The sequence below is a fragment of the Paenibacillus sp. LC231 genome, assembly GCF_001860525.1.
In the GTDB taxonomy this organism is placed as follows: Bacteria; Bacillota; Bacilli; order Paenibacillales; family Paenibacillaceae; genus Paenibacillus_AQ.
Window position 1 is genome coordinate 303,133 of the sequence record NZ_JFOM01000044.1, and the last position, 16,659, is coordinate 319,791.

The following is a 16,659-nucleotide window of genomic DNA, read 5'->3' on the forward strand; positions in this document are numbered from 1 at the left end:
ACAAGATATGAGGAGGTCGTTTCATTGACGGATACCAACGTGAATCGTTTAAATCGTTACATTGCTAACATAAAACCGCTGAGTGTCGAGGTGCAGAACGAAACAGCCGCTTATTTGGATACGCTGACGAAGCCTCCGGGCAGTCTGGGCAAGCTGGAGTCGCTAGCGATCCAATTAGCGGGCATTACAGGGAATATGAAACCGTCGTTCACCAAAAAATCCGTCGTTGTCATGGCTGGTGATCATGGAGTCTGTGAAGAAGGAATCAGCGCCTTTCCGGCTGAGGTAACGCCCCAGATGGTCATGAACTTCCTGAATGGAGGGGCGGCTGTGAATGTGCTGGCCCGTCAGGCGGGGGCAGACGTTCATTGTGTGGACATCGGGGTCGCGATCGAGTTGAACCATGAGAAGCTGATGTCGCGGAACGTTGGCAGAGGAACCGCCAATATGGCCAAAGGGCCTGCGATGACAAAGGAAGCGGCACTGCAGTCCATTGTAGCCGGTGCAGAGGTAGCTGCCGAATTGGTATCTCGAGGAACGCAAATGTTCGTGACCGGAGAGATGGGCATTGGGAACACGACACCGAGTGCGGCGATCTTCTCCGTTTTGTCCGGCTATCAGCCTTCTGAAGTCGTGGGGAGGGGAACCGGCGTAACGGATGAACGGCTGCTGCATAAGATTCGAGTGGTGGAACAGGCTATACAAGTTAATAGACCTCATGCCGATGATCCCCTCGACGTGCTCGCCAAAGTTGGAGGATATGAAATCGGCGGGTTGGCTGGACTGATCTTGGGTGCGGCTGCTCACGGTTGTCCTGTTATCATCGACGGCTTCATATCCAGTGCGGCGGCGTTGGTTGCCAAATGCATCTGCCCGGACGCTCTCTCCTATATGATTGCCTCTCATGTTTCGCATGAGCAGGCGCATGTTCTTCTGCTGAAAGAGCTCGGACTCCAGCCGATGCTGCAAATGGACATGCGTCTTGGCGAGGGGACGGGCGGGGTGCTGTGCCTTCATCTGGTCGAGGCGGCGTGCAGGATCGTGAACGAGATGGCCACGTTTGAGAGCGCTGGAATCAGCGGAGGGGCCGTATGAGCCATCGTGGAAGCGTGTTGGTAACAGGCGGGGCCAGAAGCGGAAAGAGCTCATTCGCGGAGAAGCTGTGCATGAAGCGATCGGAGTCGGGAACGTACGTGGCGACTGCGCAAGCCTACGACGAAGAGATGAGGGAACGGATCCGGATTCATCAAGACCGCAGGCAGGATTCAGCCTATCGTTGGGAGACGGTGGAGGAGCCTGTTGCACTGCCCGAATTGCTGGAAACGCTCGGCCAGTCCGCCTCGGATGCCCCTGCTGTGGTAGTGGATTGCCTGACGCTGTGGCTTACGAACGTGCTGCTGCAAGCTGAGCCTGAAGGAAGTGCTGCAATGGAAGAACGGTTAGGACTTCAAATCGGCAGACTCGCAAGAGCGGTCCAGGGTTACCCGGGCATGGTCATTTTGGTAACCAATGAAGTGGGGTCGGGTATTGTTCCGGAATATCCGCTAGGCCGAATATATCGCGACTGGGCAGGGATCATGAATCAGAGGCTGGCTCAGATATGCGATGAAGTATTTTTGGTGACTGCGGGAATTCCGATGGAAATCAAGAGCAGGGAGTATCTCATATGAGCAAGATGATCGAAGCGGCTGCGGCCGCTTTTCAATTTCTATCGAGGCTGCCGGTGCGGAGAGAAATTCCTTTTACTCCGGAAGTGCAGCAACGGAGCGTCGTTTTTTATCCTTTGGTAGGGGCGGTCATAGGCTTTATCGTTGCCGGATTGGGACTGGGTTTAAGCTATGTGCTGCCCTCCCTTCCTGCTGCGGTCATCCTGCTGGTTGTATGGGTGGCGCTGACCGGAGGCCTTCATCTCGATGGCTGGATGGACAGCGCGGATGCGCTGCTCAGCCATCGGTCGCGTGAACGGATGCTTGAAATCATGAAGGATAGCCGTGTGGGTGCGATGGGCGTCATGGCGTGTATGCTGCTGCTCCTTCTGAAGGCTTCCTTGATCATGTCTGTATGGGATTTGTCAGCCGGGGCATGGAAACAAGAGGCATGGCTGCTGGTGCTGGCTCCGGTTTGGAGCCGCTGGTTTATGGTCCATGCGATGTATCGCTGGCCGATGGCACGGGGAAGTGAGGGGCTTGCCGCTCTATTTCACGGATTGACGGCCGGAAGGAGATCGCTGGCGGGCGTAATGGCTGCTCTCTTAACGCTAGTTAATGTAGGTTTCCTATGGATCACGGCAGGCGAGACTAATCTTTGGACGATTGCAGTCGGAGGAATCCTTGTCATTCCGTTCATAGCCTGGGCAGCTGGAAGTTTAACGGCTGAACGGATGAGCCGAAGACTTGGAGGACTGACGGGGGATACATATGGAGCGCTCAATGAACTGATTGAAACGGTTTTGTTAATATTTGTGGTTCTCCTTTTGAAGTTTACATGATATGATAGTAGGGTGATATCAGTGGTAATCCGATAAACATAGTCGACATAATCCGCATCGATGGGAAACTAACGATTTTGACAGGAATTTTCTCAATCGGGTAATGATATGTTTAGAGTGGGCTGTAATGGATATGAATACATACTAGCGCACTTATGACATGAGGATGGAGCACATATATCCTTATTTAAAGAATGGGAGGAATCATTAGGATGGAAACGCTTTGGGTTATCATCAATGTCCTTGTTCTGATTCTGCTGGTCGGTATTCTGTACTGGATGCAGAGAAAGCATATCTCGTTTACCAAACGCGTGTTTGCCGGACTCGGACTGGGTGTGTTGTTCGGAGTGGCACTGCAGCTCATCTACACTTCGACCTCCGATGTGGTGGTGAAATCCACCGATTGGTTTAATTTGATAGGATACGGCTACGTCAGGCTGCTGCAAATGATGGTCATTCCGCTGATCATGGTGTCAATCATATCGGCTATCATGAAGCTGAAGGGCGGAAAGAATCTGGGCAAAATGAGCGGACTTATCATCACGGTGCTGCTTCTGACGACAGCCGTAGCCGCTGCAGTCGGGATTACAACCGCGCTGGCGTTCGATTTGTCCGCCGTCAATATCCAAGGCGGTGCTGCGGAGGAGCAGCAGGGTGCACTGCTGCAAGAACGGCTCGGGGATGTTGAGGGCCGTACGCTCCCGCAGCAGATCCTGGATTTCATTCCGAGCAATCCGTTTGCCGACATGACGGGGGCACGAAGAACTTCGACGATTGCGGTCGTTATTTTCTCGGCATTCATCGGGATCGCGGTTCTCGGGTTAGACCGAAAAAACAAGGAGCAGGCGGAAACGTTCCGCAATATGATTTCTGCGGTGTATGGCGTGGTCATGCGCATCGTGACGCTGGTGCTTCGTCTGACCCCTTACGGGATTCTGGCGCTTATGGCCAAAACGATTGCCACGACCGACCTTGCGGTCATCATGAATTTGATCGATTTCGTCCTTGCTTCGTACGTGGCCTTGATCGCCATGTTCATTATCCATCTGGTACTGCTGGCGATATTCGGGTTCAACCCGCTTAAATATGTGAAAAAGGTATTCCCGACGCTGACCTTCGCCTTTACGTCGCGTTCCAGCGCGGCTACGATTCCGCTTAACGTGCAGACCCAGAACAAAAAGCTGGGTGTCTCGGAAGGCATCGCGAATCTCTCGGCATCGTTTGGCGCCACGATTGGGCAGAACGGCTGCGCGGGCATTTATCCTGCCATGCTGGCCGTCATGATTGCGCCGACAGCCGGCGTGGACCCGACCTCATGGTCGTTCATCCTTACCCTGATTGTGGTCGTTATGATCAGTTCCTTCGGCGTGGCGGGTGTCGGAGGCGGGGCTACCTTCGCCTCGCTCATCGTGCTCTCTACGATGAACCTGCCGGTTGCCTTGGCGGGCCTGTTGATTTCCGTCGAGCCGCTGATCGATATGGGACGGACGGCACTGAACGTGAATGACTCCATGACAGCGGGTGTGATTACCGGGAAAGTCATGAATGAAGTGGATAAAGACGTGTATAACGACGACAACATTGAACTGGATATGGTTCAGGCATAAGAACGTAACCATGGGAGCCATCTTGGAGGCATTGTTTCTGCCGGAGGATGGCTCTTCTGGTACATAGAGAAAGCCCGAATACCGTAAATAAAACGGTATCCGGGCTTTTTTTATCATACTGAAAATGGAATTATCCGATGCGAGTCAGTTCTTTCGGGAAGGAGGTCAGCACCTCGACGCCATCCTCGGTTACGATCACATCGTCCTCGATCCGCACGCCGCCTACGCCTTGCAGATAAATGCCGGGCTCGATCGTGAATACCGCCCCGGACTGTAAAATGTCCTGGTTCAAACCGTGGATGGACGGATATTCATGAACATCCATGCCAAGCCCGTGCCCCAAGCGATGTACAAAAGCATGGCCGTACCCTGCGTCGTCAATCACTTTGCGAGCGGCTTGGTCAATCGAGCCATAGGTTACGCCGGGTTTTACGGCCTGAATGCCGGCCAGGTTCGCTGCGAGAACCGTCTCATAGATGTTGACGGCTTCAGGCTTCAGCTCGCCTACGGCAAAGGTACGGGTAATATCCGACGCATAACCACCCGCATAAACTCCCATATCGAACATGAGCAAATCGCCTGCTTCGATCCGGCGCGTACCGGGAACACCGTGAGGCAAGGCGGTATTAGGGCCGGATAATACCATTGTGGCGAAGGACGGAGCATCGGCACCCATTTTTTTCATTAAGTATTCCAGCTCTGCCACAACCTCAATCTCGCTGACGCCGATTTTGATCTGGGCCAGGCCTTGCGTCAGAACATCCTCAATTAGTCTTACTGCATGTTTGATGATCTTCACTTCATCGGCCGACTTTCGAATGCGGAGCTCCCGGAGCACAGCGCCAACATCCTCGACCCGGCTCGCGTTCAGATGCTGCTGCAGCTGCTCATAACGGGAGACCGTAAGCTGATCCTTCTCTAGCGCCAGCGTACCGACTGCACCTTGAAACTGCTGCTTGAGCAAGAGATACGGATTATCGGTATCCTGGTGCGTGACAATATGCTTAACCGTTGAAGCGGCCGCTGCCGCGTCGGCATCCAATGCGGGGACAATCAGCACCGGATCATTCGCAGAGGAGAGGAGCAGGCCCAGGAAACGCTCATGGGGATCACTCGCAAATCCGGTCAAATAGTAAACATGCTTGGGGTCTGTCACAAGGACATGATCCCAGCCCTGTGTATTCATGGATTGTAGCAAACTTTGCAATCGTTCGTTCATTCTGTTCATTCCTTTCATCATCAGAAGACGGTTCTCACGCTATTAATGTTAGGTTATCGCGTTCAATCACGTAAGTAAAGTGTTCCTTTATTATGAGCTTGATCTTCCTATATAATGTTTTGGAGTTAAAAATTACATAATATATAGGGGGAATTACACTCGAATGGATCCGAATCAAGTTCAGGAGAACAATCCTGGTTCATCACCGCAGGGCCAGACGCCCAAACATCTTATAAAACTTAAAGTGGAAGGGCTTGGCGGATGGCTTGTATTAGTCCAGATTTCTATGTATTTTTCATTGATCACGATCATATACCTGCTGTTTAATCATATTTTCCCGGTGTTCGAGCCGGAGATATGGAGTATGATTACCGATAAAAGATCGGCTGCTTATAATCAATCGCTTGTCCAGCTAATCCTTTTTGAGACCGTAGTTAATGTGTTGTTTATTATTGCATTAGTCTTTGCTTTATTTTTGCTCTATCGCAAAAAAAGGGCGTTTCCCAAATTGATGATCGGTTATATTTTATTTAGTCTGCTGACCGGCATAGTGGACTATGTCGCAGTCAGCCAAATCGAAATCCTGGCTCAGGGGGATGATGGGACATTCATGCGTGAAGTTACCCGGTCCATTCTGTACGCCTGTATCTGGATCCCGTATTTCATTCGCTCCAAGCGTGTGCGAAACACCTTCGTGAATTAATGCCGCTTGAAAAAACAGAAGCGTTTTTCCGCTGCCTCTTGTACAATAGATCTCGTACAAAAAGACTACGCATCTATTCGGAGGTAGGACATCGTGACGCAACAATACCGTATCGATTATGCCGTCAAAGAGGATTTGCCGGCCATTGTGGACATTTACAATTCGACGATCTCAGGCAGAAAAGTAACCGCCGATCTGGAACCGGTCACGGTGGAGAGCCGTATACGCTGGTTCGAAGAGCACAGCAACGATTTTCGCCCGCTGTGGGTCATGCGGTCCGATGACGGAATGGTTGCATGGATGAGCTTTCAATCCTTTTATGGCCGTCCGGCCTATAACGGCACAGCTGAGATCAGCATATACGTAAACGAAAAATATCGCGGCATCGGTGCCGGAAGCATATTAATTCAGAAGGCCATTGAGGAGTGCCCGCGCCTTCGCGTCAGTAATCTGGTCGGATTTGTATTCGGCCATAATGAACCGAGCCTTAAGCTGTTGATGAAGTTTGGCTTTGATCAATGGGGGCTTCTCCCCGGGGTTGCGGAGCTTGATGGCATTAAGCGGGATTTGGTCATTGTAGGCCGTGCAGTTTAATCCGGAAATCATGACACCATCCTGGATGCTTGAAGATGAAGTTGCGTGCAAACCGTTCGTGATTTTATGCATTCCAAACCCTGACCGTCATCCAGTACACTTGAGGTAACGTCGGATGTAAAGGATGTGCGTGATTTGAAAGCAGAGATTCATATATATCAAGCGGAACAGAAGGATTTGAGCAAGGCAGCCGCTCTGTTTAATCAGTATCGGCAATTCTATATGCGGGAAGATGATTTGAACGGGGCCGAGGAATATATAAGGGAGAGGCTGAACCTGGGCGATTCCGTTATGTATTTAGCGGATTGCAATAGAGGAGAAAACCTGTTTACGGCTGGCTTTCTCCAGTTATATCCATCCTTCTCATCGCTATCGATGTCCAGGTTGTGGATCTTGAATGATCTATTCGTGGACTCCGAATATCGCGGGCTTGGTATCGGAAGGAAACTGCTGCATCAAGCCAAAGCGCACGCCCTTCAGACCGGAGCCATGGGGCTGACCCTGTCTACGCAGCTTCATAACGTGACAGCTCAGCATTTGTATGAATCCGCAGGGTATGTGCTGGATGAAGAATTTGCTAATTATTATTTGGATTTATCATAACGAAGGGTCAGATAGCAAACAAAGACGATACTCCAGAAGGGGTTATCGTCTTTGTTTGCTATTGATATATCGAGCGTATTTTACGGAAAACCTCAACCCGGGCAATTTTAAGTTCCCACATTTGGTCCAGCAGCCTCCGCTGCATATCTTTATCATCCGTTGCTTTCAGTTCATTGTAAAGGGCAAACATCCGGTCATTGATTTGGTTCAAGCATTGCCACAGTTCTTGTTCCGTGCATTCCTCCGACTTCGCTTGCTTCTTGCCCTGCGGTTCCAACATATGACGAAGTGTACGAACAATGTCTGCTTGCCACTTCCGATCTTCCAAGCGGATAGCCAAATTGAGAAGATCCAGATAATCATCGAGGGTCAGAGATGTCGGTTCTTTATCGCATTGATCCAAGTTGAAAGCCCCCTTAGCAAACTTCTAATCACTTTATACCAAGTATTATACTTGGAATTATGAGTTTTTCAAGAGAAAAAATAACGAGTATATTGTTATAAACATTGCTTTCGCTTGTTGCAACAATGCGAAGGAATCAATATAGTTAAATGTGACCGTATTTTTCCAATCCAAGGAGTAATATGAATGAAGGTAATTCTCGTAGATGACGAACCGTTGGCCTTGAAGTATTTAGAACGTCAGCTGTTAAAACTGGATACCATGTCTATAGATGTAATCGGTACATATACGAATCCCTTTGAAGGACGAAAAGAAATTCTTGCAAGGGACGTCGATATCGTGTTTTTGGATATCAGCTTGCCGGAATTAAACGGCATTGAGCTGGCAGAGCAGCTGCTTGAGCAGAAGCCTCATCTCTGTATTGTATTTGTGACGGGGTATCACGAATATGCAGTCACTGCCTTTGAATTGAATGCCGTAGACTATATTGTTAAACCTGTCCAGATTGATCGAGTCGCCAAAACGATGGAGCGTTTGCGAAGCCGCATTGCGTCCAGGCCGGAAGAGGTCATGGAGTCCAATCGCAACATTCGGATGACGATGTTCCGCCAGGTTATGATCGAGCAGCCGAACGAGCAGGGGCAATTTGCTCTGCTTCATTGGCGGACAACTCGTGCTCAGGAAATCTTCATTTATTTGCTTCAGCATAGAGGACAGCTTGTACGAAAGTCGGCATTGATCGATATGTTATGGCCGGAGTTTGATATGGATAAAGCCTATCCCCAGCTGTACACGGCCATTTATCATATCCGAAAAACATTGGAGCCTTATGATACCCGATTCCAAATCACCAACACGACGGAAGGCTATGTGCTGAATATCGAAGGCGTGCAGCTGGACATTGAGGAGTGGGAGAATTGGTTCATGTCCAATCCCTCCGTGTCGGCCGAATCGATTGAGGGACATATTGAAATGATGAAGTTGTACACCGGGGACTACCTGCAGGAACATGACTACTGGTGGGCAGAAGGAGAGCGTCAAAGGCTGAAGGAGCTGTGGCTTAGCGTTTCTTTGTCCATGGCGGAATGGTATGTGGATCAGGAACGCATCGATGAAGCCATATTATGCTACTTCTCGATCCAGAGGCAGCATCCCCTGGAGGAGAAGGCTTATTTTTCATTGATGAAAATATATGCTTTGCAGGATAATCCGGCCCAGGTGCACCGTCAATTCAGTCTTCTGTGTCAGGTGTTAGAAGATGAGATGGGCGAGGAGCCAAGTCCTTACATTGTGAAATGGTACGACGAATGGAGCAATGGAATCCAAGTCACCAATATGAAATAGATGAGATAGCCAAAGCGCGCTTTCGAAGTCACCGGTCGTTCGACCGGTGATTTTTTGTATATTGCTGCCCAAATCTGTGGTCCTCCCGGTGTTGTTCAGAAATTGTAGAGGACGGTCTCCTATACTGTGGAGTGAACCATAACAATCGGGAGGTACATGATTCGGTTATGAAATTCATTCGGAAATTTAAGGAATCTTCGCTGCATAAGGCCATGGGATTGGAGCTTGGAACGTTCCGGGAGTTCGAGCTTGATGCGGAGAAGGACCTCCAGCATTGCAGAGGCTTCTATGCTCACTTCAACGGCAAGCGGATTGGCATCGTTGCTACGGATGAGGGTCCGGTATTTCTGTGTGGTCAGGAAAAGTACTTGCTGGATGAGCGTACCGTTCATTTTTTATTGCAAAAAAATGCCGAGGTTAACACATTTATCTTTATGTGGGACGGAGGAGTGAAACTCCAAATTCCTTATTTGCGGTCGTTGATCGAGTACAACGGAAAATGGGTGGATGATTCGATTTTCGACTTTTTTTCGTGGATCTATGAAGCATCCGGGAGAAAAAGATTCTACTCTTACTATACGGTGAAGTATGTATCCGCTGCGGAATTATGTCCGTACCAGCCGCTGCAGCGTCCGGGCAAGACATTGTCGTTTGTATAGCGGCCTGACCCGGCCCGCTTATTTATTGGACTTTATGGAAAAGGAACAGACAACAGCTCCGTAACGATGTAAAATAATGGACAGTTGTGTAGGGGTGTTGATTTTTTACAATATGTTAAAAGGACTGTTATTATTGTCGACCTATTCCAACTCGAGCTCGAACTCAAACTCGAAATCGAAACCGAAACCGAAACCGATCTCCGGCAGAAGGCTGTTGGGGATTACTTTTCTGTTTATTGTCATTTTACTCTCCGTGCGGTTGGCTTATTTTAAAATCATCATGATCCCTGAGGAAGTTCCGTTTCAGCAAGGAGTGCTGGATCTTCGGGATTGGCGGGCGGATGACCGCAATACGGTCGCGCTGAACGGGGAGTGGGCCTTTTATCCGAATCAATGGTTGGGCCCCGATAAATGGTCTCAAGGGGAGCGGCAGCCTGCCGCCGATCCGCGCTGGATACAGGTTCCCGGTCCATGGGACGGCGTAAACGAGAACGGGAACCAAATAGGCTTCGGCACTTATCGTCTCAAGCTGCTCGTACCGGAACGTAACGTAACTTACGGCCTCTGGATCACCGATATCCGTACAGCCTATCGTTTGTATGTCAATGGCGAGTTATTGTACGAATCCGGACATCCCTCCGATACGCCAAAGACCCATGTGGCAAGAATCGTTCCCCATATCGAACTCATCCCCCCGGCTGCCGGAGACGAGCTGGATATCATCCTGGAAGTGAGCAATTACCAATATGCCGATTCAGGCGGGATTAGGCTGCCAATCAAATTCGGGACTGCAGAAGCGGTGATGAAAGGAAAAGCTTTCTCGGAGAACATGCAGCTGCTGGTCTGCGTAGTGTTATTTCTTCATGTCATGTATGTCTTAATTTTGTATCTGATCGGCTATCGGAGCAAAGGCCTCTTATATTTTGCGGCCCTTATACTGTTTACGCTGCTGGCTACGCTGGTTGACGACGATAAGCTCCTGCTCGTTTGGCAGCCTGCTATCCGTTTCGAATGGTCAGTGAAGCTTAAGGTTGTTGCTTATGTGGCTATATCCTTATGTTTGATTCTGTGCACCAAGCATTTACTCCGGCCGAGAATCAAAGAAGGATTATACCGGGCCTATACGATCTTTGTGGTTTCGTATGCCGTCGCTTATTTGCTGCTTCCGTTTCATCTGATGGTGCATCTCTCTACTTATTTATCATTGGTGCTAATAAGCTCCGTGCTGTTCCTGCCTTCGATGGCCAGGAAGGCGGTCAGCGAGCGGACGGAAGCGGCCATATTTATCTTGCTGTCGGCGGTTGCGGTTTCCTGCAACATTATCTTAAGCGGAATTTTAAGGTTTCGATATTTTAAGGAACTGCCTTATTACCCGATTGACTTGATCGTTGCGTTTCTCGGATTTGCTTCCTTCTGGTTTATCCGGTTTGCCCGAAACACTGTGGTGCTGAGGGAACAGGCAGAGGAACTGCAGCGGGCAGACAAGAAGAAGGATGAATTTCTGGCAAATACGTCCCATGAGCTGCGAAATCCGTTGAATGGCATGATTAATATGGCGCAAACGCTGCTGGAACGTAAAGGGAGTACACTTCAGCAAGAGGATCGCAATCACCTGGAGCTGATTACCGGCATTGGTAAGCGGATGTCGCTGCTGTTGGATGACTTGCTGGATGTTTCGTTATTGAAGGACAAGCGGATCCGGCTGAATGTACAGAGCACCCATCTCGGTTCGGCTGCCCAAGGCGTGCTGGATATGCTCCGTCCGATGGCGGAGGGCAAACGAATCGAGCTCGTATGCGAGATCGAGGATGACTTTCCCAAGGTATGGGCAGATGAAAGCCGGTTGGTTCAGATTATATTCAATCTGATTCACAATGCAATCAAATATACGGAGTCAGGCCGAATCGCGGTGACTGCCGATGTTGTTAATGGAAGGGCCTGCGTCCACGTTCTTGATACGGGGATGGGGATGGACGAAGAGACAATAAGGCGGATATTCCTCCCCTACGAGCAGGGAGACTCCAGCTTTGCCGCAGCGGGAGGCGGCTTGGGGCTTGGACTTAGCATTTGCAAGCAGCTGGTTGAGCTGCATGGCGGGGAACTCTCCGTGTCATCCGCTCCGGGGCTGGGAAGTTCCTTTACGTTTACGCTGAAAGTGGACGATATGATGAGGCAGGAGAATACGGATAAACAGGAGTTTGTTGCCGGCTCCTTGGCTTCAAATTCAGAGAAAGAGAAGGAGAGGCTATCTAACATGTCAGATAAGCACGAACAGGATGATGCCGAATCCGAGGCTAAGAAGCGTTCTCGTCAAACCGATGGCAGGCTGCTCATCGTAGATGACGATCCGGTTAACCTAAAAGTTATCCGTCATTTGCTTGAAAACGAAGGGTATCAGATCGTGACCGTTACCCGGGCTGACGAAGCCCTCCAATTATTAGAGCAGGGAGAATGGGATCTCATCATATCTGATGTGATGATGCCCCAGATGTCAGGATATGAATTGTCCAGGACGATTCGGCAGAGGTATATGATATCGGAGCTTCCAATTCTGCTGCTGACTGCAAGAAATCGGCCTGAAGATATTCATATGGGCTTCATTTCCGGAGCTAACGATTATTTGATAAAACCGGTGGATCATCTGGAATTAAAAACAAGGGTACGCGCACTGCTGGAGCTGAAGCGCTCCATTAATGAAAGGCTGCATATGGAGGCGGCTTGGCTCCAGGCTCAAATTCAGCCGCATTTTCTGCACAATACTTTAAATTCGATTGCGTCTCTTAGTGAGATTGACCCTTCCCGGATGGTTGCGCTGATTGGAGAATTCAGCCACTATCTGAGAGCCAGCTATGATATCAGCAACTTGGAGCGTTTTATCCCGCTGGAGCAGGAGCTTGGCTTGGTTCGCTCATATCTGTATATCGAAGGAGAGCGGTTTGGGGAACGCCTGCGTGTCCGTTGGCATATTTCCGAGGAAGTCGCTGTTCAGCAGTGGAAGCTTCCCCCTTTGACCATGCAGACGATTGTGGAGAATGCTGTCGTTCACGGGGTATTGGCTCGAACCCAGGGAGGGACCGTAACGATTCGCATCGTAAGTGAAGCTGAATCCGCCAAAGTCATTATTGCGGATGATGGTGCCGGGATGGATCCCGAGAAGCTCCGCTTGATGCTGGGGAGCGGGCAGCGTACCGGCAAGGGAGTCGGCCTTATGAACACGGATCGGCGTTTGAAGCAAGTCTATGGGCAAGGACTCATGATTGACAGCACAAGGGGCAGAGGAACCACCGTGTCGTTTGTCATCAGGAAGATGGCATAATGAGAGCCTAAGCCTATTAAACCTATAGTCTTTGAATCTTGGACGAATGCTTGAGGTATGGGTTAGGATGTAGAGAGAATGATCCAGGTACATTGTTCTTAGGGAAAATACGGAGACGAAGTTAGTTGATGGTAAATAATAAAACTTACGTAACCGAATTCCCGGTCTTGAATCCGGATCAACCGCCGCGCTTTGTTACCCATAAATCTCGCCATTTTCCCGAAAGAGGGGGAAATGGCAATGCCGATTCAATAATATAAACATCGGACAATCGATGTGCAATATGCACGGAGAGATGCGGACAGGAGGTCCGCTATTTGCCAACAACAGTGCCAAATTTAAGGCTTTGCGGACACAGAATCCGTTATTCTCGGCTTTTTCCTGTTTTTTGCTGTGATATGCCGGCAATAGCGGAACAAGGGTCCGCTTAAGCTTAATTTTAGTACCTTTGTTTGCAAATAGCGGAATCATGGTCAACACGGAGCAGGTCTTATGACTACTGTACACCGTTCGCGGCGCCCCCTGTGCTGATAATGTGCAATATGCACTGATGATGTGCGATATGCACTGACGATGTGCAATATGCACTGACGATGTGCAATATGCGCTGATGATGTGCAATATGCACGGAGAGATGCGGACAGGAGGTCCGCTATTTGCCAACAACAGTGCCAAATTTAAGGCTTTGCGGACACAGAATCCGTTATTCTCGGCTTTTTCCTGTTTTTTGCTGTGATATGCCGGCAATAGCGGAACAAGTGTCCGCTTAAGCTTAATTTTAGTACCTTTGTTTGCAAATAGCGGAATCACGGTCCGCACGGAGCAGGTCTTATGTCTGTACACCGTTCGCGGCGTCCCCGCACCGAGCGCTGTCCCCTGTGCGCACGCACCGAGCGCGGCGGCGCCTGTGTGCACGCACCGAGCGTGGAGGCGCCTGTGTGCACGCACCGAGCGCTGTCCCCTGTGTGCACACACCGAGCGCGGCGGCGCCTGTGTGCACGTACCGAGCACGCTGTCCCCTGTGCACACGTACCAAGCGCCTTGCCCCCTGTGCGCACGGTGCGTGGTCCGGGGCAAACTTGGATGGCTGTCGACCTTATACAATGAAGCCATCTCTCGAAGCAACGCAAAGATCAACGGTAAGTGGGTGGATCATCAGGTTCTGGCGATTATTAATCCGTCATAGGATAGCCAGTTTTCCAAAGTGCAGTAATCGATGATTTATGGCTCAATCAACGGGATACGTTAGTTGAAAAGACAACAGCGGCGGACCAAGAATTTTTACTTTGCATAAAGGTGGACCTCATGATCTCTTCTTTCTTAGCTACGATTTATGGCGTATTCCTACCCATATCGCTGCCCGTCATCGGCGGAGCACTGCTCAAGCGATTCAAGGGCATTGAAACCAAGGGTCTGTCGGCCCTGTCTTTATATGTGCTGAGCCCGGCTCTGATCTTCGAAACGCTGGAGAAGGCTTCGATTACCTCGAATGAGGTCACGGTAACGGTTGCGTTTTGTTTGTTGAATGTGATCGCGCTATGGGTGTTGAGTGCCTTAGCCGGTAAAATGCTGGGCTTGTCCCAGACAGAGAAATCGGGGCTCGCCTTGACCACTATTTTTACCAACAGCGTGAATTACGGCCTTCCCCTCGTTCTGCTTGCCTTCGGGCAAGCGGGGCTGGATAAAGCTTCTGTTTATGTCATTGTGCAGATTATCATTATGAATACATTAGGGGTGTATCTGGCAGCGAGATCTCATTTTTCCGCCGCAAAGGCGATCAAATCGGTGTTTACGCTCCCCTCGGTTTACGCGGCGGGACTCGCCGTACTCTTCCGGTTGACGGACTTTCAGCTTCCGGAAGGGTTGAATACCGGCGTTTCCATGCTGTCCGCGGCTTATGCGCCGCTCGCTCTTGTCATCTTGGGAGCCCAGATGGTCGGGGTTCGGGATGGCGGAGCTTCTGCCGTCTCCAAGCGCGGATTCTGGTCGGGCATGGCGATGCGAATGCTGGTGGGCCCATTGGTGGCTTGGGGATTGCTCGCGATTTTATCCATTGAGGGAACCTTGTTTGCGGTCATCCTGATTTTGTCGGCGATGCCAGCAGCCGTGAACGCGGTAATCCTTGCTGAACAATACGATGCCGCGCCCAAGCTGGTATCCAGGTGCATACTGTGGACCACGCTGGCTTCCTTTATCGTTCTGCCTGCCATGATCGGCTTTCTCTAGGCTTGCCATCTCCTGACCTGAAGCTTGGTTCAATCTCCAGACGTGTGTGTAAAGAGTAGTAAGCGTCAAGAAATAACCAACATCTGCAACTAAAGAATCGGATGGAGGTGGAGACTATGAGCAGGCAGCGTGACCGAGACGTGGAGATCGAGACCCGCAATATCGAGGAGCGGAATGACTCCAGCAGGGTAGCATCTACGTTAATTAAGTATGTGGCTTATCTGATTATCTTCTTTGGATTTTTGTATTTCCTTATCAAATACGTATTTCCGATGTTCTAGAAGGAGCAGATGGTATTCGTTAAAAAGCCTCCCTTTCGTGGTACGCGAAAGAGAGGTTTTTTATCATGGATCGGCTTTTTTCAAAACAAGCTGTACCCTAGTCAGGCGATTCACCCAACCTCGAACGATCAGCTTTATTTTGCAGCTGGGATCATCAAATCTTCCAGCTTGGTCTCTTCATCAGACCAGTCGGCAAGCAGTTCTTGAATATACCGGATGTCCGAATCGTCCGGATCATAGAAGTAATCACCGCGGATCACTAGATCTTTTCCCTTTAGCATGTAATTCTCAAATGTCGGTGGGGAGTCATTAAAAAATAGGTTTTCGGCCAGCTTGAGAATGAAATCGGAGTTTAAGTCCATCGTGAGATTGCTGCCTCCGATACGTATTAGCTCCGGGATTTTGGTTATATTTTTCAATTCAAATACCCGATCCATTAAGGAACTGAGGAATATGCGCTGGCGCATGGTGCGGTTGAAATCCGAGTCTTCCCGGTACCTGACATAATTTAATGCATCTGTGCCATCGTAAATCGGCTTGTTCGGCTCGATCCGCAATTTGATATGACGGGCGCTCTTGTTCTCGATGACTTTATCGATGGGGAGTTTAATCCCATCCAATGCATTGACGATATCCTTTAATCCGTAGAAATTGATCGCTGCATAATAATCGACAGGGTGCTGAAACAGATGCTCAACCGTATCCATGGCCATTTTCGCGCCGCCGTGGGCGTAAGCTGAGTTGATTCGGGAGGTGACTCCCCTGCCGATGACTTCGGTGTAGGTATCCCTGGGAATGGAGACGAGCAATATTTTATTAAGGTCAGGTCGGATGACAGAGTAGATGATGGTGTCGGAACGGGCAGGCTCGTCCTCGCGTTGATCAACGCCCAGAAGCAAAACCGAGAATGGTTTCGTTGCCTCCGAAGCAGGCTCGGGCGAATCAGAAGGACCAACAGGTTTGTAGGACTTGTCCAGTGTATGTTTGATATCTTTCGCGAAAAAAACATGAAACGCCATCCAGGATAATTCTTTTCTGAAAATATAGCCTAGTCCGCCTAAGAGAATTAGTATCGATAAGGATATTCCTATCCATTTCTTGAGCTTGATACGGCTTTTAGGTTTTCGAGGACGTCTGATAGTATACGTTTCATTTCGATGTTGGCTGGGATCCATGGATTTCCTCCTTGAATGTTTCGGATCATGCAGGGATGCCT

The 16,659-nt window shown here is 49.8% G+C and carries 15 protein-coding genes; 12 read left to right on the plus strand and 3 right to left on the minus strand.

From position 1 onward, the window contains the following. Positions 1-24: 24 nt before the first annotated feature. The 4 genes from cobT to AK95_RS25065 all read left to right on the plus strand — a co-directional run bounded on the left by cobT (position 25) and on the right by AK95_RS25065 (position 4,095). Positions 25-1,095, plus strand: a complete 1,071-nt coding sequence (cobT, locus tag AK95_RS25050) for a nicotinate-nucleotide--dimethylbenzimidazole phosphoribosyltransferase (RefSeq protein WP_083397726.1) — start codon at positions 25-27, stop codon at positions 1,093-1,095. After that, positions 1,092-1,670, plus strand: coding sequence for a bifunctional adenosylcobinamide kinase/adenosylcobinamide-phosphate guanylyltransferase (gene cobU / locus AK95_RS25055; protein WP_071222639.1), 579 nt, complete (start codon positions 1,092-1,094; stop codon positions 1,668-1,670). Before cobT ends, cobU begins: the two co-directional genes overlap by 4 nt. Further along, entirely contained in the window at positions 1,667-2,488 is an 822-nt protein-coding gene (gene cobS / locus AK95_RS25060) for an adenosylcobinamide-GDP ribazoletransferase (protein WP_071222640.1), read from the plus strand. Before cobU ends, cobS begins: the two co-directional genes overlap by 4 nt. Positions 2,489-2,700: 212 nt before the next feature. Next, positions 2,701-4,095, plus strand: a complete 1,395-nt coding sequence (locus AK95_RS25065; RefSeq protein WP_071222641.1) for an L-cystine transporter — start codon at positions 2,701-2,703, stop codon at positions 4,093-4,095. 130 nt (positions 4,096-4,225) lie between these two features. Here the strand turns inward: AK95_RS25065 and AK95_RS25070 are convergent, their stop codons facing one another. Continuing rightward, a complete protein-coding gene (locus AK95_RS25070; RefSeq protein ID WP_071222642.1) occupies positions 4,226-5,314 on the minus strand; it encodes a M24 family metallopeptidase in 1,089 nt (362 codons plus the stop codon). A 163-nt stretch (positions 5,315-5,477) separates the two neighbouring features. On the opposite strand from AK95_RS25070, the gene AK95_RS25075 reads away from it, so the two are divergent. The 3 genes from AK95_RS25075 to AK95_RS25085 all read left to right on the plus strand — a co-directional run bounded on the left by AK95_RS25075 (position 5,478) and on the right by AK95_RS25085 (position 7,214). Beyond that, positions 5,478-6,017: a DUF2569 domain-containing protein gene (locus AK95_RS25075; protein WP_071222643.1), complete on the plus strand. Its 540-nt coding sequence runs from the start codon at positions 5,478-5,480 to the stop codon at positions 6,015-6,017. A gap of 93 nt (positions 6,018-6,110) precedes the next feature. After that, a complete protein-coding gene (locus AK95_RS25080) occupies positions 6,111-6,611 on the plus strand; it encodes a GNAT family N-acetyltransferase (protein ID WP_071222644.1) in 501 nt (166 codons plus the stop codon). 126 nt (positions 6,612-6,737) lie between these two features. Beyond that, complete coding sequence (locus AK95_RS25085; RefSeq protein ID WP_235613224.1) at positions 6,738-7,214, plus strand: GNAT family N-acetyltransferase; 477 nt, start codon at positions 6,738-6,740, stop codon at positions 7,212-7,214. Positions 7,215-7,272: 58 nt separating this feature from the next. Here the strand turns inward: AK95_RS25085 and AK95_RS25090 are convergent, their stop codons facing one another. Next, positions 7,273-7,617 carry a hypothetical protein gene (locus tag AK95_RS25090; RefSeq protein ID WP_071222645.1) on the minus strand — a complete coding sequence of 115 codons (345 nt, stop codon included), beginning with the start codon at positions 7,615-7,617 and terminating at the stop codon, positions 7,273-7,275. Positions 7,618-7,803: 186 nt separating this feature from the next. Between AK95_RS25090 and AK95_RS25095 the strand changes: the two genes are divergently transcribed. The 5 genes from AK95_RS25095 to AK95_RS34605 all read left to right on the plus strand — a co-directional run bounded on the left by AK95_RS25095 (position 7,804) and on the right by AK95_RS34605 (position 15,443). Further along, positions 7,804-8,961, plus strand: a complete 1,158-nt coding sequence (locus tag AK95_RS25095; protein WP_071222646.1) for a response regulator — start codon at positions 7,804-7,806, stop codon at positions 8,959-8,961. Between the two features lie 167 nt (positions 8,962-9,128). Beyond that, positions 9,129-9,620, plus strand: coding sequence for a hypothetical protein (locus AK95_RS25100; protein WP_071222647.1), 492 nt, complete (start codon positions 9,129-9,131; stop codon positions 9,618-9,620). 112 nt (positions 9,621-9,732) lie between these two features. After that, a complete protein-coding gene (locus AK95_RS25105) occupies positions 9,733-12,936 on the plus strand; it encodes a hybrid sensor histidine kinase/response regulator (protein ID WP_083397727.1) in 3,204 nt (1,067 codons plus the stop codon). Between the two features lie 1,305 nt (positions 12,937-14,241). After that, entirely contained in the window at positions 14,242-15,162 is a 921-nt protein-coding gene (locus AK95_RS25115) for an AEC family transporter (protein WP_071222649.1), read from the plus strand. 116 nt (positions 15,163-15,278) lie between these two features. Further along, positions 15,279-15,443: a hypothetical protein gene (locus AK95_RS34605; RefSeq protein ID WP_164817510.1), complete on the plus strand. Its 165-nt coding sequence runs from the start codon at positions 15,279-15,281 to the stop codon at positions 15,441-15,443. A 134-nt stretch (positions 15,444-15,577) separates the two neighbouring features. Here the strand turns inward: AK95_RS34605 and AK95_RS25120 are convergent, their stop codons facing one another. After that, a complete protein-coding gene (locus tag AK95_RS25120) occupies positions 15,578-16,462 on the minus strand; it encodes an LCP family protein (RefSeq protein WP_235613225.1) in 885 nt (294 codons plus the stop codon). Positions 16,463-16,659: the final 197 nt, after the last annotated feature.

Coding starts and splice junctions, on each gene's coding strand:
- cobU (WP_071222639.1), top strand. CDS start 1,092: ATGAGCCATCGTGGAAGCGTGTTGGTAACAGGCGGGGCCAGAAGCGGA.
- cobS (WP_071222640.1), top strand. CDS start 1,667: ATGAGCAAGATGATCGAAGCGGCTGCGGCCGCTTTTCAATTTCTATCG.
- AK95_RS25065 (WP_071222641.1), top strand. CDS start 2,701: ATGGAAACGCTTTGGGTTATCATCAATGTCCTTGTTCTGATTCTGCTG.
- AK95_RS25070 (WP_071222642.1), bottom strand. CDS start 5,314: ATGAACGAACGATTGCAAAGTTTGCTACAATCCATGAATACACAGGGC.
- AK95_RS25075 (WP_071222643.1), top strand. CDS start 5,478: ATGGATCCGAATCAAGTTCAGGAGAACAATCCTGGTTCATCACCGCAG.
- AK95_RS25095 (WP_071222646.1), top strand. CDS start 7,804: ATGAAGGTAATTCTCGTAGATGACGAACCGTTGGCCTTGAAGTATTTA.
- AK95_RS25100 (WP_071222647.1), top strand. CDS start 9,129: ATGAAATTCATTCGGAAATTTAAGGAATCTTCGCTGCATAAGGCCATG.
- AK95_RS25105 (WP_083397727.1), top strand. CDS start 9,733: ATGTTAAAAGGACTGTTATTATTGTCGACCTATTCCAACTCGAGCTCG.
- AK95_RS25115 (WP_071222649.1), top strand. CDS start 14,242: ATGATCTCTTCTTTCTTAGCTACGATTTATGGCGTATTCCTACCCATA.
- AK95_RS34605 (WP_164817510.1), top strand. CDS start 15,279: ATGAGCAGGCAGCGTGACCGAGACGTGGAGATCGAGACCCGCAATATC.
- AK95_RS25120 (WP_235613225.1), bottom strand. CDS start 16,462: ATGGCGTTTCATGTTTTTTTCGCGAAAGATATCAAACATACACTGGAC.